Below are 23,546 nucleotides of genomic sequence, written 5' to 3'. Positions count from 1 at the left end.
CAGAAGGACGACGTCGCCGTTGGTCTGCGTTTTATTTAACCTTATCGAGATAATCACGTTGGAATTCTTCGGCAGCCCTATCCAAGATCTGTTGCGGATCTGCGTTCTTGTCCGTCAGTACGGTTTGCAGTACGATATCCAGCTTTTGGTACAATTCCTGTGCGTTGACTGGTTCTTCCGCCCGCATGCCTTTGCTGCCATTGTCCATATAATCACGGAACAAATCCAGATTGACGTTGTTGTATTTGTCGAGAATCTTTTGTTCTTCTCCAATCCGTTTCTCATCAGTCCAAATCCGCAGCCCGTAAGGCCCTACGATCAGCCCTTGATCGCTCAGTGTCTTCTTCTCAATATCCCAACCGGTCAGTGCCTCTTCAGAGGACTCTGGTGTAAATCCGTAGGTTTTTAGCCATTTGAATCCGGCATCAATCTGCTCAGGTGTTACATTAGGCGAGAACATATATAGGCCGCCACCGAGCAGGGTTACAGGTTTCCCGATTGGTCCTACTGGAAGCGCGGACATTGCCACATTGTCCTTGGACATCTTAGTCTGTTGCTGGATGACCGGTGACCAGTCATTCGTGCCGAAGCTCATAGCGACCTGATCGGTTCCGAACAAGCGGAACATATCGTTCGTAACATCGACCAGATTGTTGTCGGGCAGTACATCATATTTCCATTTTAAGTCCTTCACATATTGCAGGGCCGCTGCTGCTTCCGGCGAATTGAACACTGCCTGCCATTTCCCGTCTACCTGTTTTTCAAATTCTGCTCCGTATGCCCAGGCAATGTTCATGAACATCCAACCGCCTTGACCACTTTTTGTAGGCAAGAACATTCCGGCTTTACCGGTCTTTTGTTTAATAATCTGCGCAGTTTCTGCTAGCTCTTCATATGTTTTAGGAAATTTAGGAATCCCCTTGTCGTCCAGCAGTCCAGCCTCCTTGAAAAGATTCATATTGTAGAGCATACCGATGACGTATCCGTCCTTCGGAATCCCATAATACTTGTCGTCCATGGTAACCATTTTCAGCAGATCTGGATTGATCGCCTTGTCGTAGCCATATTTTTTCATCGTATCCGTTATGTCAGCCGCGTAATTTGCCTTGATGATTTTGCTTGTTTCTGTAAAAAAGGTTTCGTATACCGTCGGAAGCTGGCCGCTGGCCGCTTTTGGCAGGAATGAGCTGACATCATAACCCCATTCATCTTTGTCCACAATAATTTCCGGATAATTGGCTTTCATCTTCGCCATGACCTGCTCATACTGGGCGATTTTGGCTTCCTCATTCGGCTTTGGCCAGTTACTGACCTTGATCGTCACCTGTTGATTGCCCGCTGTCTCCGTCTTTCCTCCGGCATTCTTCTCATTGGAGCCGCCTCCACAGCCAGCCAGTCCGGCAGAAAAAAGCAGCGTAAGTGCCAGTGTAGCTGTCAGGTTCTTGGTGTGTCCTTTTTTCAATGTAATTCCCCCTAGTCTTATTGTTAAAGCATTCTTCGCAGCATGTAAAGCGCTTTCTTTTTGAATCTGAAATCATCTTAACATGCACCTTCTGCAGCACCCTACGGGGCAAAACTGTGAAATGGTTTGTGATCGGGTGATGTTACCCTTTAACACTGCCGCCGAAGGATTGCCCGTTCATAATGTACTTTTGGAAAAAAATAAACAGGATAATCGGCGGCAGAATCGCAAAAGTCAACGCAATAAACTGTATGTCCTGCGGCAATGTCGCCTTCAGATTGTAAATAGCCACAATGACCGACCAGGTGGATTTATCCTTCAGCACCATAAAGGGCCAGAAGAAGTCCTGCCAGACACTGTTCATCGTAAGGATTGTAATTGTAGCCATAACTGGTCCGCTGAGCGGGAGAATGACTCGAATAAAAATACCGATTGTGCTCGCTCCGTCAATTTTGGCTGCTTCCAGCAGCGCTTGTGGGATGGTATCGAAAAAGTTTTTGAAGATCAGAATTACCACCGGATTCACAGCAGCCATAAACCACATCGGCCAGTAAGTATTGGTCAGGTTCAAGTGCAACAGCGGAAAATCAATCAGATTCTTAAACAGCGGCACCATGCCCACTGTATTCGGCACCATCATGGTCCACACGATCAGTGCAAACAGCAGGGCACTGCCCCGCGGCTTTAGCTTGGAGAAGAAATATCCGGCCAGTCCGTTAAAAGTAAGGCAGAACAGTACAGAACCTGCGGCCAGATAAGCCGTATTCAGATAATAACTGAGGAAGTTAAACTCCTGCCAGGTCTCCCATAGCTTGCCAACATTGAACGAGCGGGGGATCAGGGTGGGCGGGATTGCATAAAACTCTTTGATGTCCTTCAGACTTGAGACCATAATCCAGACCGGAGGCAAAATACAGACAGCGGCCAGCACAATCATCAGAATGAACATGCACCAATACAGCAGGCGCACCCAAGGTGATCTGTATTCTATATTGCCGATAATGCCATATGCTTCTTTAGTTTTCATAGCTTCTACTCCCTGTTCAATTTCTTATCCAGGCGGAAATAAATAATGGTAAGCACCATCAGGACTAGAAAAGTAATAACCCCGAGCGCCATTGAATGGCCTGCTTCAAAACTCCGGAACGCATAATAATAGCTTTGCAGCATCAAGGTCATTGAGGCATTGTTCGGTCCACCCTCAGTCATTACTAGGGGTTCATTGAAGATCTGGAATACACCACTGATCTGCAAAATCATCATCAGTCCGATCATGCTAGAGATTTGCGGAATGGTGATACTTTTGAATCTCCGCCATACATTCGCACCGTCAATAGAGGCTGCTTCGTACAGATCATGATTAATGCTCTGTAGACTTGCCAGATAAAGCAGCACTGTTCCCCCGAAATTTCGCCAGGTAATCGTGAAGATAATCAGCATTATCGTCATTTGCGGATCCTGAAGCCATTGCTGCACCGGAAATCCCATGGCACTCAGCATAATATTCAGCACGCCACCCTTTCCGGGCTCAAACAAAAACATCCATAACATCGAAGCTGCAATGCCGGGAACCATACTCGGAAAAAAGACCGAAAAGCGAAAAAATGACTTCCCATGTCTCAATTCATTAATCACGACAGCGACAATAATGGGTACGGCAAAACCGATCAGTAGTGACCAGAACACATACACAAAAGAGTTGGTCAATGTCTGTTGAAACGCCGAGTTCTGTATAACATCCTTGTAATTCTGCAGTCCGGCGAAGCTTACGGCATTATAACCCTCAGTATTGAAAAAAGAGAGCACAATGCCCTTGACGAGCGGCTGCCAGGAAAAAAAGAAAAAGGCAAACAGTGTGGGTACAATTAATATCCAGGATGACCAATCTTTGAATAAACGCCGTACAGGATAACCTTTCTTTTTCTCTGTCATTAAAGGATTTAGTTCACTGGTTTTTCCAATCATGCTCCTGTCCTCCCTTCCTCCCGGAATCAAGCTTTAATCCGGTCAGGCGTTGTATAGTTGTTATACCTAAATGATAGCGCTTCCTACTGAGCGCCGAAATCCGGTAACCCTGCGAAAGCGTTTGTAAAGCTACTTATTTGTTGGCAAAAAAAAGCAGTGCACGCACCGGAATGGCCGCACACCGCTTATGTTCATGTTATGGTGAATCGTTTAGGCCTCACTTAACCCTGCGCTGATGCAGAGGACGGCCGCTTCCGCCCGAAACGCTTCGCTCGCCGGATTGGGCTGCTCCTCCAAAATACGAAGCACCGACTGAGGCTCTACGCCGGGCTGTGCCACACGGGAGGGAGAAACTACGCTCCACTTCTGCTCACCCTTGAGCTTGTATGACAGCTCATAAAGATAAAAGCCCGCATGTTGTCCGTCAGTGAGCTGGCTTACGCCATCCTGCCACGAGCAGAGTTCAAGCGGATGCTGTTTGTCCGGCAATACACCGGACGCCAGTGTGATGCGCTCATTTCGAACTACCTGCTGCTTCTGTTCCCAAGCCTGCTGATCTAGGATTCCCAGATCCAGGCGGTATTCCATTCCCGGCTCTCCATAAAGAGTCCAAGCCACAGGGCTACCCACCGCTACGAACTTAGGTGCTTCCAGAAAAACGGGTTGATGAGTTGGGACAAAACGTTCGGTCTGCTCCCACTCTCCCGCAGCCGGACTGCGCCTGCGATAATGCACCGTGCCCGTGAATTCGAGCTCCTGTTCCTGTAGCAGAGCTATTAGACATAGAGTAGCTTGCTCGTAAAGATCCGTGCAGTTGTTATGGCCGAAGCGGTATCCGATCTCATGGCGAAGCGGTATCCCGCGACTCCGAACCAAAGCCGCGAAGGAAAAGCTGAAGCGGCTAAGGGTAAAGGCATCATGCGTGCCATGGTTAATCAGCAGCTTTGTGCCACTCGCTTTAAGACCCTCCAGAAAAAATTCGGATTCCAGTCCGGTCGTTTCCTTTAGACTTGCAGAGTCAATAGTTCCCGTCAGAGTCTGTAGCAGTGTCTCGATTCCCGTGCTGCCGTTCTGTGGATGCTGCCAATCTTTCTTCCAGATTTCCCGGTAACCGGTGTCTACTTCCGCCACATGCCAGATCAGTGGGCAAGCTCCTTCGGCAAACTCACGGGTAAGCCCGTTCAGAATCAACGGTGGTGCATAACACAGTGTGTAGCGCACCCGGTAGGGTAAGCAAAGCGGATTGCCTCCAGCCAGCAGCGCAGTTAAGCCGCCGCGCGAACCACCTACAGCCACTACCTGCTCTGCATCACCGCCATAACTTTCTTGACCTCTGGTAATTGCCGCCCCAATGCCAGCATAGATGGAGCCTTGCAAGGAACGGCTGCCGATATATCCTCCTCCGTTCCACAGAATGCCGACAACGCCTTTGCCGGTGCTGGCCAGAGTCTTGCCGATGATTTCCAGAAATGAGGGACCTACCGTGCTGAAGGTATTCTCATTGGCATCATAATAACCATTGAACAACAGTGGATATCCCTTAACATTTGCCGCGCTCCAAAAGGGCGGCAGAATATAGGAAGCAAGGCTATGCTGGTTATTCTCTGTAACTAGCAGACTTCCGCTGATGAGCTGAAATACAGGCGCATTACTTAAAAGTGCAGCATTGTCTGTGGATGCATTGCGGAAAACCACCGGAAATCCGAAGGTCTTAAGGATGCGGTCGCTCAAGGAAACTGCAACTAGATCATCTACAGCGTAGAGACTGTAGCGGTCACCGATATAATGCTCGAATTGCGGAGTTTTAAGATTCTTATTCCCCTCGTTGCCTCCGAACAGCTGATGATCTTCCGTATTGTATACATAAGGGCTATCTGGGTCGCTATTGTAGAGCCGTGCATGCTCGGAAACAACCTTTTCCCCGGCTTCGTCCATCCGCAATGTCCCTATGCCATCTGTTCCTCCATAACGGAAGCCTCCTTTTCCCTCAGCAACGCTATTATCCCAGTGAGACACTACAGGAAGCATATTGGTCAGCAAAGGACTGACTAATACAAATACCCCCTCCCCTTTCTCGGAGATCCCTTCTGCTGCTTCAGCTTCAACAGTGTCTTCATGGATGGTTGACCAATTCGCTTTCTGATAAGCTACTTCGCCGCCTCGCAAGCAAGCAAGCAGCAGTGGAGCGTTGTGCAGCCTTAAGTAATCAGCCACTGCTCTGCTAACAGGTATAGCAACAGGTGTAGATCCCTCGGCTTGAATAAACCGACTTAGCGGAACATATGCCTCCGGTACAAAACACAATGTTTTACTCACGATTTTTTTCTCCTCCAACCTGTATCATTCTGCTCTGTGCTGTTAGGAACGACATGAATCTAATTTCTGGCAAGCCATCTGTGATCCTATAATTTTCCCCAGACAGGAATCCTCCTGAGAGTTTAGGAGTGCAAGTAACCGTTACTGTTTTGGTCTCACCCGGAAAGAGGGTATGGAACTGCTCATCCGCTTCCATCCAGTAGCGGTCTCCCCTTTCCTCTGCATGTACATGCAGCAAAACTTCACTACCGGTATTTTGGACTGTAAAACGGGCCTGCTGGCTCTTCTCCTGAGCACCCGTCGGCTGCCATAAACTATCCTGACGCACCTCAAGATTGCCTCCTGTAAGTGCAAGCGCGGGAGCATATAGATGCTTTTTGTTGGTAGAGAATACATATAAATTCTGCTGTGGTGCTTCATCGCCGTCCTGGTAGGACAATCTGACGAAATATAAAGCATCCTCATGCTCTGGCACGTTGAAATTCAGCACCCCAGCGCTGACAGCCTGATCTATGTTTCCTTCTGCCTCAAATGATTGCTGATAGATGCACCGTCCGACTGCATCGAAGACTTCCGCGTCGACTTCTACCCTGCGTCCATTTCCTCCATGCACGTATACATCTCCCTGAAATCCGGTGCTTGGCGTAAGCAGTAGACTGCGGTAGTCCAGCGAAACATGTAGCGGACGAAAGGCAGATTTCACCCAATGGTAGGCCATCTTCGTTTCACCGTAATAATCGACAAGATTAGTGCAGGACACATTCGGCCACGGCTCGTTGAACTGCCAGACAATACTGCCGCTGTTTCGGAACTTACGGCGGCGGTTAGCCTCCAGCACGAACCGGATTCCTTCCGCCTGTATCCACTGGCTGCAGGCAGAGAACTGCTCCAAATCTGTCATGCTGCCGAACATTTCTTCTTCACGGCTCAGCGTATCCCACCACTCCCCGTGATGTCTCCATATCGCGTTGTTCTCCATAGAAACCGGTCGCCGGTTGGTCTCACTCAGAAATTTCTCCAGACTTTTGAGAGAACTCAGACCGTCCACCCCAAATTCGCTGTGCAGCAGATTATCGTTGCTGCCATATAACTCGTAGTGATAAGGGTTTCCCATATACTTCCAGTAACCGTGCACATCATGCCCCTGACCTTTTGCATCCGTAATATATTCTACCGGGCCGGAAGCTGAGGTCGGTAGGAAGAGTCGCTGCGGATCATACTGTTCTACCAGTTCTTTCAACATCGCCAGATTGGAATCGCTGCTGTCGGAAGGCTTATTTGGCTCACTCATTAATTCATTGCCGCCGCTCCATACCGTTAGCGATACATGATTGCGTTTGTCACAGAGCGCTGTGCTGGCAGTCTTGTGAAGCAGCTCCAGAAACTCCGGCTGCTTCGAAGGGATATTGTCAATACCTGAACTGGACTGAATGAACTCCTGCCAGACCATAATGCCGTTCACATCACATAAGTCGTAAAAAGCCTTTTTCTCAATGATTCCACCGCCCCATACCCGAACGAGATTAATATGAGCTGCTTTCATCAGACGAATCATCAGTTGATATTGTTCAACCGTTACATTCCCGTAGAGATGGTCCAGAGGGGTCATATTTACCCCTTTCATATAGATCTTGCTTCCGTTAATCACCACTGTATATGGTAGGGCGTTGTCTGGACTGTCTACATTGTGGATATAATCGAGCTTGCGAATGCCCGTTTGAAAGCTCTGGGTATCCAATTCCGTTCCAGCTTCATCCAGTAGCTTTAGTTCGAGATTGTACAGTGGCTGCTTTCCATAACCGTTTGGGTACCATAACTCAGGTTCGGGTATTTCCAGCTCCGCGTTCAGAAGCTCTCCAGCTCGAACTAGTCGCGATTGAACCAGCAGCGGATTCCCCTCCGGATCAGCACAGGTGATGCACGCTGTCAGTGTCCCATCATCTTCAGAGCCAGCCATTCGCTTGATTCCTGCTTGAATGGTAATTCGACCAGACGAGATCTGATTTCTATCGTTCTCGCTAAACTCCGCATCTGTAGTGATCGACACATCATCCCAAGAGCACTGTTGATGTACCCTCAATACCACATCATCCCAAATTCCGACATTGACCAACCGGGTAGAGAAATCCCATTTATAATTAAAACGGCTCTTCTGCGTGAAGGTAGCCGAGGTTTTGCCGATTTGCCCCATTTCATCTGGCGCCTGCTTCAACAGCACTGAAATTTCAAGGCTTTCCCGCCCGGAGAGCAGGTCTGTAACATCAAATACAGCCGGCTCGAACATACCTTTATGTTCACCCAGCAGTAAATGATCAGCGTATACCGAGGCTTCATAGTCCAGTCCCTGAAAGACCAGTTCAACTCTGGCTGCTCTCAGCTCAGGCTGCTTCAAGGTCGTACGGTAAACCCACCAGCGGTTCTCCACCCATTCACAACTCAGGCTATTTAACTCTTGATAAGGGTTGGTAATCCAGCCCTGTCTGAAGAGATCATAGTGAACTCCACCCGGCACAGTGGCAGGCATCCAGTCTGTAACCCCCATCAATTCCTGTCCCAGCTCCATACTGGTGCCCTTTAGCGGAACCCAGGGCCAATACCCTTTGACTTCCCACTTCAAATCGTTCAATAGAATTTCATTCATGTCTTCTCCCGTTCCCCCAAACCCTGCTAAATTTGGCGCTGTTCCTGACGATGAGCGGCTCTGGCGCCATTCGTTAATGCGCTTACAACTTTAGGTGTGCAGCTTCATTACCAATGATAGCACCGGGTTAATGTTTTCAAAGGTCTCCAACCCTGTGAAATCGTTTGTAAAACTGCTCAGTTGCTGATAAACACAAACAACCCCTCTAGGCTGGAGTGAGGATTATCAGCAATCATCTATAGAGGTGACTTTTTAAGGCTTGTTTTGTTTCGGAGCCTCTGACTCCCGTGCTTTACCAATACGTGTAATACGTCGAACGCGAAAAAAGGAGTTCCCTTCAGCCGCGAAAAGCTGCTTGGTGAACTCCTTTACTTTTTGTTCGATAGAAGTTTTAAGAACTATTGCAACAATGTAGCACCATCTATCGGACATAGATGACGCTAAAAGCAGTATTATTGTACTTTTGGTGGGCTAACGGTCCCCATAGCCACTATCTGTATGAAATACAACACATATGGACCTCTTTTTAAGCAATAGCGTCACTGGAGTCCGAAATGTTGTTCAAAAGGCTGAAAATTAGCAAATAGTGTCATCTGGGTCCGAAACCCTCAGAGACTCAGATAACGATGACACTGTTGAAGCTGGCGGCTACCAATAAACTAAAAGCAGCAAAAAAACTAAGAGCAGCGAATCTCTCTTTATTAAGAGAATCGCTGCTCTAGATCTTTTTACGATGAAACCGTCTGTCTTACTCAATAAAAAAGTAGTTTTTAGTATAGCGCCCTTGGACTGTTCATCCATATGAAATGCGATAAGGAGCCTTAGTAATCGCCTGCCTCTACCTATTGGATCAGCTCAAGAAGCTCCGCAACATTCGCCTTGTACTGTGGTTTGAAATCGTCTGATTTCATATAACCCGCAAGGCTGGATAAGAACTGTCTGCCTTCCGGCGTATCGCTAACCTTAACAGTATCCAATGCGCATATCAGCAGGTTGCCTGCTCTTACACTGCATTCCACTAGGAAACTCAGCTTATGATTGCGTTCAAAATTATCGATAGTCTGCACTACGGGATTCCAGTTGCGGTCAGCTGCATCCATGATGAGCGATTTCGAATTCTCAACAATACTCCACCAAGGATAAGTAGAATATTCCTCGCTCGGGAACTCACGCAGCGCCGGGTGGTTGTTATCAATCAACAGCCCCATAGTACCAATGGGTACTGGCCGGTTCATGCTCTCTGAGATCGAGCGGAACATTGGATAACACCAGAAATCTGTGCAGTAATAACCTTCAACAGCATTTTTGAGAGATTCCGGTTTCGGCATAAGCAGTACATTCTCACCTTGCTCCAGCAATGCAAGTGCATCATCAGATAGCTTGTCGAAGACATGGACACCCTCCAGCATGTTGCCACTCTTCACTGGATAAATCCACAGGTCATAGCTCTTACGGATATCTGTTCCCTGTATGGAGAGGGACAATACGATAGTACTCATCCGGTCAACTACAGGTAGTTTTATTGCCAGATCGCAGATATCGATATAATTCGTTCCTGCAGGTACGTCCACCTCGGTTGAACCTGCGGCGAGTATACCGTTATCTGAGGTAAGCTCCCAATGCAGTTCAAATGTACTCGGCATCCCGCTGCGGAAACAGCTCAGTTCGACATGGGCATCGAACGTTTCACCAGAGACATAGTTATACTTGGGGAATCTTGCCAGCAGAACGGCATCATTACAAAAAGTTCGCCAGTCCTCAGCACTTATCATTCCTTTGGAATCCATAAAGGCGTCGAGGACACCCACCAGCGCCGTTCCCTGGCCACTGAAATCCTGCAAATCAAGCAGTTGGAAGCCCGCAAGCCGCCGGGAGCGGAATGCCGCCTCGAGTTCCTCTTTGTAGCAAGCTACTGCCAGTTGCCCTGAGCATTCGAAATATTTGGCAGCCAAATGACCCAGCCCTTTACTTTCCAGTCGTTCACGGAAAATTATGAAATTCTCAGCTTTGAGCGGACCGTTGTATTTATCGATTTCCTCATAATTAGGATAGGTAGCATACTGTCCGATCTCATGCGAGATTACCGGAATGTGCGGTATCCATTCTGCGGAAGCGTCTCCAGCCTTCACCGTCTTGGCTTCCGTACCATACTGGATCTGGATCTCTCCGCCAGCGGCAGCTTCCATCCCCTCTCCGTTGAAGAGATCCTGAGGGACGATCTGATCGTCATAGTCTTTCATCGTGCCTGGCAGATCGATCTGGACATGACCTAATGGAGCATCACACATCGCATAGGAGCCTCTGAACAGCCGATCTCTGGAGAAGCGCACGCCGCTGAAGAAATCGTCATGTCCCAGAATTTCTGGCACCCATTGGTGGTTATTGGACCCCTGTGTATAGAGAATCCGGTTATCAAATGCTTTATAGTCCTTTAGGAAGGAATCAATCTTAGCTTTGCTGCCCCATAGCTCGTTGCCAAGCGACATCATCACGAAGGAGGGGTGATTGCCAAAAGCCTGGAGAATGGCATAGCCTTCGCTAATCAGATAGTCCTGCTCCGCCTGATTATGGCCCTCATCGGTTTCTTCTGTGATTGTTCCCCAGAAGGGAAGCTCTGGTTGCATGTAGATACCGAGCATATCCGCTGCGGTGAAAGCAGCTTCCGGCGGACAGCAGGTATGAAAGCGATAATGATTGATGCCGTAAGACTTGGAGATGCCCAGAATTCTTACCCATTCCTCGACGTCAGTCGGGGCATAACCGGTAAGCGGGAAGATCAGGCCGTCATGTTTGCCGCGGAGGAAGGTTTTTTCTCCGTTGATTGTAAACTTATCGCCCTCTGCCCGGAATTCCTTCAATCCAAAAACGAGCTCCTGTCGGTCCGTTATATATCCATCGCTGTCTTTCAAAACAAGGTTTATGTTATAAAGATTGGGAGCGCCTTCACTCCAGAGCAGCGCGTCTTGACCTAGCTCATAGTTGACGGAAAAACTACCCGGTGAGACTGGGTACTCCCGCTCGTCCACAGCATGTGTATTGTCGCTGTTGAAGCTCTGAGCAGACACTGTAAGTATAGATTCATTCCTGCTGTCCAAGGTTGCCGTGATTCGGACTGAGCGGGCTGAGAGATCCGGATCGAGCCGGATGCCGCTGAGCCGTGACTCACCATAGAACTGAAGCTCCATACGTCCGGTAATCCCGTTCCAGTTGGTTTGGGTATCCTGCGACGTTAAATGTCCACCTTTGGTTGGGTAACCAGTATTGTCCACGCGGATGGTGAGCGTATGGTTCCCAGGTTGAAGCTGCGGCAACTCATATATATGTGGGGTATTTAGACTGTTACGGCTGCCTATTTCCTGATTGTCCAGCCATAGAGTCGTCAGTCTCGTACGTTCCAAAAATAGGAAGCAGACTTTGCCGGCTAGTTCTTCCGGAATGACGACCTCTTTTGAATACCAGACTTGCCCTTCAAACAAATACTCATCCGTTAATGCGCTTACTAAAACATCCTCGTTCTTCGGACCTTTGCGTGCGTAGGACGTTGTTCCGGGCAGTGTGATAACATCTGTAAAAGGCAATGCCAGCAGTCCTTGTTTTCCCTCATCCAATTGCAACTTCCATTCGCCTTCCAGGCTGATCTTTGTCTGCAAAATATCACTCCTAATAATGATAATCTCTGAACTCCTGAGGTGTAGTGCCGGTTGTTTTCTTAAAAAGGAAGGCAAAATAAGCCGCGGTCTGAAAGCCCACCTGCTCGGCAACCTCGTAAACCTTAATATTGGGGTCACGAAGCAGTTCCTTGGCTTTGTTCATACGCGCTTCCTGCACGAAGTCGGAAATCGTCCGGCCCATTTCTTTCTTGAAGAGAACACTTAAATAGCTGTGATTCAAGTGGAACTGCTCAGCAAGCTGCTTAACAGTCATGTTCTCATGCAGATGCTCCTCCAGTTGGCGGGCGACCCGCTGGATAAGGTTATGCTGCTGAGCGACCTGCTCTCTTTGATTAAGCTTAGCATATTGCGCCAAATATTCCAGTACGACCTTCCTGACTTCATCTACGCCTGTACAGTCGATCAGCCGCTGCCACATGAGGATGTTCATCTCTGTTTCCTTCTCATGTACACGCTTCAGTTTTCTGGCTAGCTCGCTAAGCAAACCCATTCCGAAAGCCTGCACATAGGAAAAGGATACAAGCTCTCGTGCAAGTAACACTTCGAAAGCATGATTGAAATAAGCGGAAGCTTTATCGCTCTCTCCTCTGTCCAGTAGCTTAACGATTTCCGGAATGTATTCTTCACGCAACCTGAAATCATGATATTCATTCATCAAGTTCCGGTCGAAATAGAGGATTTGTCCGTAGCCGGCCAGCCTGGCGCCGGTCATCATATGCCTTACTTCCTTGTACAGCAACGGTATTTCCGTCCAGAACAAGCACTCTCTGCTGATTCCGACCGAGACAGAGGCTTTATACTGCTCTCTTAGAATATCTTGGATAAACGCGAGCTGCTTCTCAAGTCTTGCCCGCACCAATGGCGTTGCGTTCAGCACAATAACGGCCAGTTCATCCGCTCCTGTCTTCCCTATATAGGTACCAGTGAAGCCAGATAGACCAGTCTTAACGCAGTTCAATAGCCCTTCGCTAAGCAGGATCCGATCCTTGGCATCATGCGGATTATCTAGGAACCTGCGGTCATATCCGAACAGGAATAATGTTGCCTGCCATTCCCCATTAGGCAGATCCAGCAGGCGCCGCCAGGATTCGAGCAGCTCTTCACTGTGGATCCAGCCTTCAACCATATCTTTGACGAAACGTTCCTGCAGCACCTCATAGCTCTCTGTAACTTTCTCCCTAAGTACAGTGGTTTCCTGTTCAATCTGTTTTTTCTTCTCAACTACTTCTCTGAACGCAGCCAGTTTCATTTCGAGTTCTTCCGTCTTGATGGGCTTCAGAACGTAAGCTTTAGCTCCCAGATGTATAGCCTCCTGCACAAATTCAAACTCGTCATATCCACTGATCATCACAGTCTGTAAAGACTGGAGTGTCGGATAATCCGCTCTGCATCTGGCGAGCAGTTCGATCCCTGTCATACCGGGCATCGAGACGTCAGCGATCAGCACATCCACAGGAGTTTCTCCTAGAATCGTTAGTGCTTCTTCACCAGATATTGCAGTTAGCGGTTCCTCATACCCTAGAGCTTTCCAGCCAATATGACGAAGAAGCCCTTGAATCTGCATAGGCTCGTCGTCGACAATTAATGCCCGCATTAAGCTCCATCCCCCTTTTTTATTTCAGGACTTTCCTTGCAAACAGGGATATCAATGGTTACACAAGTCCATTCGTCTTCTACACTTTCAATCTCAAAGCGGCCCTCTGTGCCAAAATATAATGCAAGACGTTCACGGATATTGTTCATCCCGAATCCGTTTTGCGTACCCGTGTAGCTGCCGGCACGGATCTGTTCCAGCTTCTCACTGCCAATCCCTTTTCCATTATCAAAAATCTGAAACTGCACCGTATTCTCCACTCGTTTGATCGTAATTTGTATAAAAGCATGAGTTCTAGTTGTGATGCCCCCGTGCAGATAACAGTTCTCGACCGTTGGCTGTAGGATCAGCTTAATGCTGTACAGGTCAAGAACGTCCGGCTCTACCAGCCACTCTACGGATACCTGACCGGGATAACGCAGCTGCTGAATTTCGATATACGCTTTCAGATGCTCAATTTCGTCACGGATCAGCGTCACATTAACCCGGTTATTGAGTGCCAGCCGATAGAATGTCGTCAGCGCATCTATGGTTCGGATTTGCAATTCGTCCTGCTGATCTAATGCCCGCCAACGGATCAGGCTTAACGAATTATAAATAAAATGAGGGTTAATCTGTGCCTGCAACGCCCTGAATGATTGCTCCCGCTCTTTGAGCATGGCCTCTGTATGTTCTTCGACCAGTTTTCTCAAACGGCCAGACATGGAATTGAACAATACCTCAAGCTCCCCCAGCTCATCGTTGTCACGGTTTCTCACTGTAACTTCGAAATAGCCCTGTGAGATATCTGTCATCCTGGTGCCCAGCTTGCGGATCCGCCAAATCACATTTTTAAGTACAATCATGATTAGAAAGATGGACAGCAGCAGGAAAAATGCAATACCTGCTCCGATATAGTACATAATCCGCGTAGACTGCTCCTCCAGTCGGTCAAGATGCACAAGTGCGGCAACCGTCCAGCCAGACTTAATCTCCTGAGTGATCAGCATCATCCCGCTTTTTGTTGCTGAGGTTTCCAACGAGTTGTTCCAGTACTGACCTAAGGAGGATGAGGATAACCGGCTGCCAATTTCAGAGGGCTCCGAGGATGCAATAATGCGTTCGTTGTCGTCAACGATATACAATTCTCCGGCCCCTTCAAAAGGATGTTCGAACGATTCCATGAAGACACCGTTATAGTTCAGTAACAGGTACACAATCCCGTAAACATCTCCATACGCGTTCAGAATTTTATGGGATACCACTAGCTTAGTCCTGTCGTCAGCTGCATTAGTCCATACCAGATTGTCTGTTGTACGAAGCATTTTCGTATACCAATCCCGCTCTCGAATTCCCGAAAGGCTCCGTTCTTCCGGCTTCCACAGAAGCCCTCCATCTTGCACTAGTGTATCGTTGGTATGATAGATTCGGAAATTCTCAATACCTGGCAAGTATTTGCTGGTGAGCAGAAAGGATCGGTCCACATAATTGACCGTACCCAATTGTTCATCGATATCCGCATAGTCCCTGGCTAATCTAGAGATCAGCTCACCATCCGTAGCCGTCCGGGTAGCCAGCAGATCATAGCTTTGCTTCCTGAATTCAATACTCTGCGCACTTTGCCGAACGGCTTCCCTGATCGTAAGCATATAATTGGCCCGCACCGTATGAAGCATCATGTACCCTGCACCTGCAGCCAGCAGTACGGTGGGGAGAAATACAATGAGTCCGTAGAATAATACAATTTTACTCCTCAGGTTCATGGAACGGGTCATACGGATGATCCATTTCTCTATTTGTTGTTTAATCATAGATTCCCCCCATGAAGTGCAAAGGGAGCCCCCTCCAAGTGAGAGGTGCTCCATTAATTTTTTATCGTTTACGATCCGCGACTGAAAGAGCATCACGGTTGTCTATTGCAAGGCTGTTACTTCCTCCTTGTACGTATCCAGCCACTCCTGCTTGACTTCACTCCAGTGCCCACGCTTCTCTAGTGCTGCTTGGAAATCGCTCCAATTCTTTTCGAATTGCCCCTCGTCTTTGGCCATTAAAAGCTTGGCTCGATATTCCTTGCGGATATTTTCGATCTCCGGTGAATATTTCTCCCATGCGCCGCCCTGTTTCATCTGGAATAGATCATAAGGCTCTGCCACGCGGATCGTTCCCATTTTGCCGATAGCCTCAGTGAACTTAATGGTCTTAGCAGCTCCGGCTTTTCCTGCATCCTCTGTGTTCCACCATGGGTACCATTCATTGCTGTAAGAGGCAGTCATGTAAAGCTCAGGGGTGACTTTAGCTTTTTGTGCGGTGTCTCCGGAATTGCGGCTCGTCTTGTAGGTTTCGTCTGTGAATTTCCATTTGCCCAACGGTTGATCAATCCAATCCCAGTATAATCCCGCCGGTCCTTCATTAATGACCTGCTGCTGCTCGGGTTTTGGTTGCAAGGTATAATCGAAGAATTTCAGAATAGCTTCCAGATTTTTAGTTTTTTCACTAACATAGACATCATAGCCTGGATTCGGATTGGTAACCTGATTAATTCCGACTTTCTCTACACCATCCACTTTAGGAAAAGGGATCGCTTCGTAAAACCACCCTGGCTCTGTTGGACCGTCCAATGTCTCCCAGGCTGAGGCAGGAATGTTCCAGAAGCTGCCGACATTGAAGGCAATACGACCTGATTTGTTCTTTTCTGTATACTGTTCTTTTTTGCTGGTGACGACCTCTGGATCGATCAACTTCTCCTGGTACATCTTGTTCATCCATTGATACGCTGCTTTATAATTGGGATCGTCGTAAGCGAATACAAAATCATCGCCGCGTTTGTCAACGCCATTACCTGCTGTAGTCACCCCGAATGCTGTCAAAATCGCGTTTTCATCGCTCCAGCCCAGATTATCACTAGTGTCCATTAGGAATGATAGAGGAATAAGCGATTTGCCGGAAGCATCCTTCTCTTCTGCAGCTTTCCGAAGGAAGGTCTCAACTCCTTCTAACGTTGCTAAGTCCTCTTTGGTCATACCTGTTTTCTCCAGCACATCACTTCTGACAATCCAGGCTTGAGATGCCCAGCCTGGCCACGGATCTTCCGGGTTTTGGTCAAACCAGGTAGGAATGGACCAGATATGACCCTCATTATCCTTCATAAGTTCCAGATACTGCTTTGGAATAGACGCCAGTCCTGGATATTTGTCAGGCATGTCGAAATACTGCTCTAGCGGCATAAGCTGTTTCGACCGGTTCATCGCGCTTTTGACCGTTTCGTTTCGGCTGAAGATAGCTGCATCTTCAAAGCCGCCTGTGTTTATCTTCAAATTAAGTGCAGTCATTGCGTCGCCTTGAGTGGTTTCCAGCTTCACATTTACTCCAGGCTCCTGTTCACGCCAATATTTCTGGACCAAACTATCATTATTGATGGTTGCCGTCCATCCAAGCCAGAGATTAAAGGAAGTCGAGCCACTGGCGGGCAGGTTACTTGACGTTTCATTGTCGCTTCCAGGCTTGTTCGCAGTATTCTCACCTGATCCGGAGCATCCGGCAATAGACATCAGTAAGGTTGCTGCAGCCAAAGCGGCTAGACCCGTTTTTTTGAATATCATTGATTTTTCCCCCTGTTCTATTATTGAAAATCAGCCTTTTACTGACCCTACAAGAACTCCTTTCACAAAATATTTCTGCAGGAACGGATACACGCACAGGATGGGGATTGCACTCACCATAACGACTGCCATCTTAATCGACATCAGTGTAATATTCTGCATTTGTGAGCTTCTCGCCAAAGCTTCCTGGTTGGTATTCGAGCCAAGGACAGCGGATAAATCCTGAGCAGCGAGCAATTGCTGCAGGAAGGTCTGCACCGGAATCAGGTTCTGCTTCGTGACGAAGAAAGCACCGGCGAACCAGTCATTCCAGTGTCCCACTGCGGTAAACAATCCAAGTGCGGCAAGCATAGGTTGAGAGAGTGGAATAATAATCTGAATCAGAGTACGAACAGGACCGGCTCCATCTAGTTCAGCGGATTCTACCAGAGCTTCAGGGATTCCCTGTATAAACTTCAGCATGACAAACATGTTCCAGACCGAGAACAGCCCGGGAAAAATATACACCCAGAACGTGTTGATAAGCCCAAGATTATTAAGCTGAATATAGAAAGGAACCAGTCCTCCACTGAATAGCATGGTTAAAAGAATATAGCCTAGAATCGTGCTTCTTAATGGAAGGCCGCGGTAGGACAAGCCAAAGGCCACCAGAAGTGTGACGATAAGTCCTGCGAATGTGCCAATGACTGTCCTAGCGATTGTAATTAGATAAGACTGGCGGATAATCTCATTTCCTAATACAATCTCATAATTAATTAATGTGAAATTTTTGGGCCATAGATACACGCCACCTTTGGCCGCACTTGCACCGTCATTCAGTGAGATGGCCAGCATGTATAGGAATGGATATAGTACAGACAAGCACAGACCTGCCAGTACTATGACGATGACGTATTGAGCTATTTTTTCACCTCTGCTGAGCTTCATATGCCATCACCATAATCCTTCACCATTTATTTTTCTGGATAACTGATTAGTCGAAACAACCAATATCAAGCTGATCACTGAGGATAACAACCCCACTGCGGTCGCCATTCCAAAATATCCCTGCTGCAATCCGTTGCGGATGATATACGTATCCAGTACATCCGCGACCCCTTGATTAGCAGAATTCATCAGCGGATAAATCTGATCCATCCCTACTGAAATCAGGCTTGGGATACTCAGAATTAGCACAATCGATATTGTCGGTAGAATACCCGGGAAGGTGATATGCCGAATCTGGGCTAGCTTTCCTGCACCCTCTACTTTGGCGGATTCATACAATTGCGGATCAATCGTTGTGATCGCAGCCAAATAGAGAATCGTGTTCCATCCGGTCTCTTTCCACAAGCCGCTTAATATAACCATGGGCCGGAACCACTCCGTGGAACCTAGAAAAAATACAGGATCACCGCCTGCTTTCTCGATGAACTGATTGACCAGCCCACCATCCAAAGTCAGAAAAGACTGCAGGATGTAAGCGACTACAATCCATGAGAAAAAATGAGGCAAATAGCTGACCGATTGCACGAATCGCTTAAATACAGGCCGGGTTACCTCGTTAATCACCAGTGCCAGTAGAATCGGTGCCGGGAATCCGAAGATGAACTTAAGCACAGATATATATAACGTATTTTTGACGACAGTTAAAAACTGGGGATCTTGCAGGAAAGAAAAGTTGTCTAATCCCACCCATGTGCTGTTCCAGATCGAGGTGCCAATCTGAAAGTCGCGGAAGGCGACCTGAATCCCTGCCATCGGAATATAGCTGAACAAAAATAGCAACAGCACTCCCGGAAGAATCATTAAATATTGCCATCGGTACTTGTAGAACTTAGCGTACAATTTACATCCCTCCTTGATATTTCTATCATAAGGTGCAGCGGGAACCCTGCCTATATAACAGTGATTGGTTATCTATTGCTCTGATTGGTTCTTTAAAGCGCTTACGTTGTTAGACAAGCTCCGCTCGCACGCAAATAAACGCAGCCTTAAACGGCTGCGTTACATTTTTTATGACGAAAGCTAATTATTCGATTCAAATTATTATTGTTAATGTACGGCTTTTTGCCCTACCGGTTGTGAAGCCTTGGAATAGCGGTTCTCTGGCAATGGAATACCGAGATTTCCACGCAGGGTGCTACTTTCGTATTCAGTGCGGAACAGGCCCCGCTCTTGAAGAATCGGCACTACCCGATCGACGAATTCCTCCAGTCCATTAGGAACAGCAGCTGCGATCATAAATCCGTCTGCTCCTCCACCCTCAAACCAGGTTTGAATCTGATCAGCCACTTGCTCAGGTGTGCCAATAAAGCTGCTGCGCGGGGTAGCGGATTGTAAGGCGACCTGTCTTAGTGTTAAGCCTCTCTCCTTCGCGTCCTTTTTGATTTTATCCGTGCCGCTCTGAAAACTATTACGCCCCAACTCGCCAAGCTCAGGGAACGGTTCATCCAGCGGATATTGCGAGAAATCATGATGCTCGAAGAATCTGCCCAAATAGTTCAGTGCATTCTCAATCGTCACGAGACCAGCAACCTCCTGATATTTACGCTCTGCTTCCTCTGATGTGTCGCCAATGATTGGTGCAATACCAGGAAAGATCAGCACCTCATTCGGATCCCGGCCAAATGAAGCTACCCGTGTCTTAACATCGCTATAGAATGCCTGGGCATCTTCTAGCGTTTCGTGGCCAGTGAAGATAGCATCCGCTTCCTTTGAGGCGTAATTTTTACCAACTTCTGAGGAACCTGCCTGAAACACGACTGGCTGCCCCTGCTTCGAACGAGCAATATTGAGCGGTCCTTTCACGGAGAAGAACTCTCCTTGATGGTCCAGGGTATGCATTTTTTGCGGATCAAAGAATACACCTGTTTCTTTATCTCGAACAAACGCATCATCCTCCCAGGAATCCCATAATCCGCGTGTCACCTGCAAATATTCGGTAGCAATACGGTAACGCTTGCCATGGTCAGGATGCTCTGTTTTGCTGTAATTCGAGGCAGAGCCTTCCAGCGGTGAAGTCACCACATTCCAGCCGGCCCGGCCACCGCTGATTACATCCAGTGAGCCGAATTGACGCGCGACGGTAAACGGTTCACTGTAGGAGGTGGAAAGGGTACCAACCAGACCGATGTTGGTGCTGACGGCGGCGAGTGCGCTAAGAATGGTCAGCGGTTCAAATCGGTTAAGGAAATGCGGAATGGACTTTTCATTAATGTACAAACCGTCTGCGATGAAGATCAGATCCAGCTTGCCTTCTTCTGCCTTCTGTACCCACGCTTTGTATAATTCAAAGTTTACACTTGCATCCGGCTTAGCATCAGGATGGCGCCACATCGACGTGCTGCCTCCTACTCCATGCAGCAGTGCGCCTAGCTTCAGTTGTTTTGGTTTGGTCATGTTCATTCCTCCTAAAAGTTTTGTGAGCATACGATTCCCAGGTTTTACTTCATGCAAAACTAACTATGAAAGTATTCATTGCACGAACGATGCATTGGCTGCGCCCTGCTTGATTCGCTCAATCTGGCCAAGATGTCTCTCTACATGTGCGGTGAAGCTATGGACGATATCGGAAATTTTAACGTTTTCCCCCTTGAAGTTAACCCCGCTTTTCTCCCAATCCTCTGCGCTGAGTCGTTCAAACAATAGACTGTTATAATAAAGCAGGCTGCGGAACAACTCCAGACTATCGGAAGCACTACCACTATTGGCGTACTGGCCGCTGACCCAAGTGTCCTGATTGAAGACTGGCAGCTGCGCAGTTGTAGCAGCGAGAATATCACGGATACGGAACGAAACCACAATGCTGTGATCAGCTAGATGGGCTAACACCTCAGTAATACTCCAACTCGTTGGTGCTGCCTTCCATTTCAGCTGTTCCTCTGATAACCCTGCGGTTGCATGCACCAGTTGGTTGTGCGTACTTAAAAAATTGCTAATTTGAACTTTGCTCATTAAATCCCCTCCAAAATTAGGCCTGCTTGCGAATGATCAGGTGTAAAACGTGATAACGCAAAAGGTTGAATGTTGTGGTTGGTAGCTCCACTTGTCGCCAAATCAGCAAGTATTTCACCTACAACACTAGAAAATTTAAAACCATGCCCTGAGAACCCTCCGGCTACCAGCACATTGGAGTGGAGCGGATGGCGGTCAATAATGAAATCTTCATCAGGTGTATGCTCATATTTGCATACAGATCCTTTAAGTAATCGGCCAGCTGCACCCGGCATGTAAGTCTCCAGTACTCTTCGGAGGTCTTGCTCATCGCTGGTTTCACTGCCAAAGGGAGCAAGTAGTGTGCCTGGTTTCCATTCCAGCCCCGTATCGTGCCGGCCGATCTTCAGACCGGCTCCAGCAATGCTGGGAAAGCCATAATAGCCACCTTCCTCAGCTCCTAGCGTGAAGCCAGGGAAGTTACCGGCTGCAAAAGCAGGTGAGCTCTCAAACCAGCCCACAACTTTGCGGATCGCCTTGATTGGCAAATGCACAAAAGGCGCTAACGCACCAAACCAGGCTCCAGCACTAAGGATAGCTGACGCTCCGTGATAATCGCCGTTTGTTGTATAAACTGTTACACTGCTTTCGCGGGCGGTGATGTTTACTACCGAAGTGTTCGTCAACAGTTCCGCACCCTGTCCAAGGGCAAGCTGGCGGTAGGCGGAGATACAGCGCTCGCTGTACAAATACCCGGCATCTGGTTCATACATTGCTGCGAATGTTTCCGGAATGTTCAATCCCGGCCAGCGCCGCCGGATCTCTCCGGCATCCAGATGCTGGACCTGCACCTTCCGTTTCTTTGCTTCCGCGAGACGACCGCTGAAGGAATACACTGCACTATCTGCGAGATTCAAAACGCCCGAGCGGACAAGCAGTTCTATTCCGCTCAACTGCTCAGCTTCTTTCCATAAACGATCTGCCCGCAGAGCCAAATCAATGTAGGCGGGATCACCACTGTAAGCATGCCGGATCAGCCGCGTTTCCCCGTGATGGCTTCCCTGTGTATGTGGAGGATCAAAGGCATCAATTAGCAGCGTCTTCACTCCGCGCTTCGCAAGATAGTAACCGGCACTCATGCCCATCGAGCCTGCGCCGACGATAATTACATCGTAACTGTTATGTTCAGCTATAATTCTGCACCTCCATCGGGACTGTACTGCACTAGGGATCGTACAGCTACATCCGCAAGGAAACGTGCTGCCACAGGGAGTGCACGTTCATCCAGATTGAAGGCCGGATGATGCCATTCCTGGCTTCCTTCAGTACCTACAAAAACGAACAGTCCGGGTACCACGCGCTGATAGAATGCGAAATCCTCTCCAGCCAGAGAAAGCTCTGGCTGAATCGCTCGGTAGCCAAGAGCTTCGACCGATTCAACTCCAAGCGCTGCTAGGGAGGGATCGTTGATAACCGGAGGTGGCCCTTCTATCCAGCGAACGGTAGCTTCTGCTCCAAGAGCCGCTGCTACACCGACCGCCACTTCTTGAAACCGCTCCAGCACTTTGCTGCGCAACGTTTCATCAAAGGTGCGGATCGTCCCTTCAAGCACCGCTTTTTCGGGGATAATGTTCCATGAATTGCCGCTGTGAATCTGCGTCACACTGACCACCGCACTCTGCAGAGGACTGACATTGCGACTTACAATGGACTGGAATGCCGTCACAATATGCGAAGCCGCTACAATCGGGTCTATGCCAGCTTCCGGAACGGCAGCATGAGAACTACCACCCTGCACTTCAATCACAAACCCGTCAGCTGCTGCCATTAAAGGACCACCCTTAATACCGATGGTTCCGACTGGCAGGTCTGGCTTGTTATGCAGCCCGATCACTGCCCGGACGTCTACTAGTGCCCCGCTAGCAATGATTCGCTGTGCACCCTGCGCCTTCTCCTCCGCTGGTTGGAATAACAGGCGCACCGTTCCCTGTAATTGCTGCTCTCGCTGTTTCAATTGATAGGCGGCACCAATCAAGGCAGCCGTATGGAAATCATGCCCGCAGGCATGCATTTTGCCGGGATATAATGAAGCGAAGGATACTCCGCTTTCCTCCTGGATTGGCAAGGCATCAATATCTGCGCGCAGTGCGATGACCGAACCGGGCTTTTTGCCGCCAATCTCTGCGATCACGCCGGTAGACAGACCGTATTCTACGATCCTGACTCCTGCCCGCTCCAGCAGGGAAATAATATATTCTGTTGTGCCATATTCTTCATTGGACAGTTCCGGGTGCCGGTGCAGATGACGGCGTATCCCGATTAATTCTTCTTCAAGCGCTTCCGCACTCAACTCTTTAGCTTTACTTGTCATATACAGTCACCCTCCTTTACACGATTTCCTGTG

The 23,546-nt window shown here is 48.3% G+C and carries 15 protein-coding genes; all 15 read right to left on the bottom strand.

What is annotated here, in order from left to right:
* Positions 1 to 31: 31 nt before the first annotated feature.
* The 15 genes from NST40_RS15280 to NST40_RS15210 all read right to left on the bottom strand — a co-directional run bounded on the left by NST40_RS15280 (position 32) and on the right by NST40_RS15210 (position 23,513).
* Positions 32 to 1,462, bottom strand: coding sequence for a hypothetical protein (locus NST40_RS15280; protein ID WP_342410870.1), 1,431 nt, complete (start codon positions 1,460 to 1,462; stop codon positions 32 to 34).
* Between the two features lie 142 nt (positions 1,463 to 1,604).
* Positions 1,605 to 2,489 (bottom strand): carbohydrate ABC transporter permease, encoded by an 885-nt coding sequence (locus NST40_RS15275; RefSeq protein WP_342410869.1) that lies wholly within the window; start codon positions 2,487 to 2,489, stop codon positions 1,605 to 1,607.
* Between the two features lie 5 nt (positions 2,490 to 2,494).
* The gene (locus NST40_RS15270) at positions 2,495 to 3,427 is read right to left on the bottom strand and encodes a sugar ABC transporter permease (protein ID WP_197740348.1); all 933 of its coding nucleotides are present in this window, start codon (positions 3,425 to 3,427) and stop codon (positions 2,495 to 2,497) included.
* Between the two features lie 210 nt (positions 3,428 to 3,637).
* A complete protein-coding gene (locus NST40_RS15265) occupies positions 3,638 to 5,743 on the bottom strand; it encodes a hypothetical protein (RefSeq protein ID WP_342410868.1) in 2,106 nt (701 codons plus the stop codon).
* The gene (locus NST40_RS15260) at positions 5,736 to 8,384 is read right to left on the bottom strand and encodes a glycoside hydrolase family 2 TIM barrel-domain containing protein (RefSeq protein WP_342410867.1); all 2,649 of its coding nucleotides are present in this window, start codon (positions 8,382 to 8,384) and stop codon (positions 5,736 to 5,738) included. Before NST40_RS15260 ends, NST40_RS15265 begins: the two co-directional genes overlap by 8 nt.
* An 842-nt stretch (positions 8,385 to 9,226) precedes the next feature.
* Positions 9,227 to 12,034 (bottom strand): glycoside hydrolase family 2 TIM barrel-domain containing protein, encoded by a 2,808-nt coding sequence (locus tag NST40_RS15255; RefSeq protein ID WP_342410866.1) that lies wholly within the window; start codon positions 12,032 to 12,034, stop codon positions 9,227 to 9,229.
* A 10-nt stretch (positions 12,035 to 12,044) separates the two neighbouring features.
* Positions 12,045 to 13,649 carry a helix-turn-helix domain-containing protein gene (locus NST40_RS15250; protein WP_342410865.1) on the bottom strand — a complete coding sequence of 535 codons (1,605 nt, stop codon included), beginning with the start codon at positions 13,647 to 13,649 and terminating at the stop codon, positions 12,045 to 12,047.
* Positions 13,649 to 15,439 carry a sensor histidine kinase gene (locus NST40_RS15245; protein WP_076184638.1) on the bottom strand — a complete coding sequence of 597 codons (1,791 nt, stop codon included), beginning with the start codon at positions 15,437 to 15,439 and terminating at the stop codon, positions 13,649 to 13,651. Before NST40_RS15245 ends, NST40_RS15250 begins: the two co-directional genes overlap by 1 nt.
* Before the next feature lie 102 nt (positions 15,440 to 15,541).
* Entirely contained in the window at positions 15,542 to 17,227 is a 1,686-nt protein-coding gene (locus tag NST40_RS15240; RefSeq protein ID WP_076276554.1) for a hypothetical protein, read from the bottom strand.
* 30 nt (positions 17,228 to 17,257) lie between these two features.
* Positions 17,258 to 18,154 carry a carbohydrate ABC transporter permease gene (locus tag NST40_RS15235; RefSeq protein WP_036677267.1) on the bottom strand — a complete coding sequence of 299 codons (897 nt, stop codon included), beginning with the start codon at positions 18,152 to 18,154 and terminating at the stop codon, positions 17,258 to 17,260.
* Between the two features lie 6 nt (positions 18,155 to 18,160).
* Positions 18,161 to 19,054, bottom strand: coding sequence for an ABC transporter permease subunit (locus tag NST40_RS15230; RefSeq protein ID WP_081383282.1), 894 nt, complete (start codon positions 19,052 to 19,054; stop codon positions 18,161 to 18,163).
* 207 nt (positions 19,055 to 19,261) lie between these two features.
* Complete coding sequence (locus NST40_RS15225) at positions 19,262 to 20,608, bottom strand: LLM class flavin-dependent oxidoreductase (protein ID WP_076125544.1); 1,347 nt, start codon at positions 20,606 to 20,608, stop codon at positions 19,262 to 19,264.
* A 75-nt stretch (positions 20,609 to 20,683) separates the two neighbouring features.
* Positions 20,684 to 21,163 (bottom strand): DinB family protein, encoded by a 480-nt coding sequence (locus NST40_RS15220; protein ID WP_076190340.1) that lies wholly within the window; start codon positions 21,161 to 21,163, stop codon positions 20,684 to 20,686.
* On the bottom strand, positions 21,163 to 22,335 hold the full coding sequence (gene solA, locus NST40_RS15215) for an N-methyl-L-tryptophan oxidase (RefSeq protein WP_341004277.1): 1,173 nt from the start codon (positions 22,333 to 22,335) through the stop codon (positions 21,163 to 21,165). The genes NST40_RS15220 and solA overlap by 1 nt, the downstream gene beginning before the upstream one ends.
* Positions 22,332 to 23,513 carry an amidohydrolase gene (locus NST40_RS15210; protein WP_342410864.1) on the bottom strand — a complete coding sequence of 394 codons (1,182 nt, stop codon included), beginning with the start codon at positions 23,511 to 23,513 and terminating at the stop codon, positions 22,332 to 22,334. The genes solA and NST40_RS15210 overlap by 4 nt, the downstream gene beginning before the upstream one ends.
* Between the last annotated feature and the right edge of the window lie 33 nt (positions 23,514 to 23,546).

Origin of the sequence: Paenibacillus sp. FSL R10-2778 (assembly GCF_038593035.1) — a bacterium.
In the GTDB taxonomy this organism is placed as follows: domain Bacteria; phylum Bacillota; class Bacilli; order Paenibacillales; family Paenibacillaceae; genus Paenibacillus_AQ; species Paenibacillus_AQ odorifer.
The sequence above is the reverse complement of the archived record's forward strand: the minus strand, read 5'-3'. Positions and strand labels throughout refer to the sequence as shown.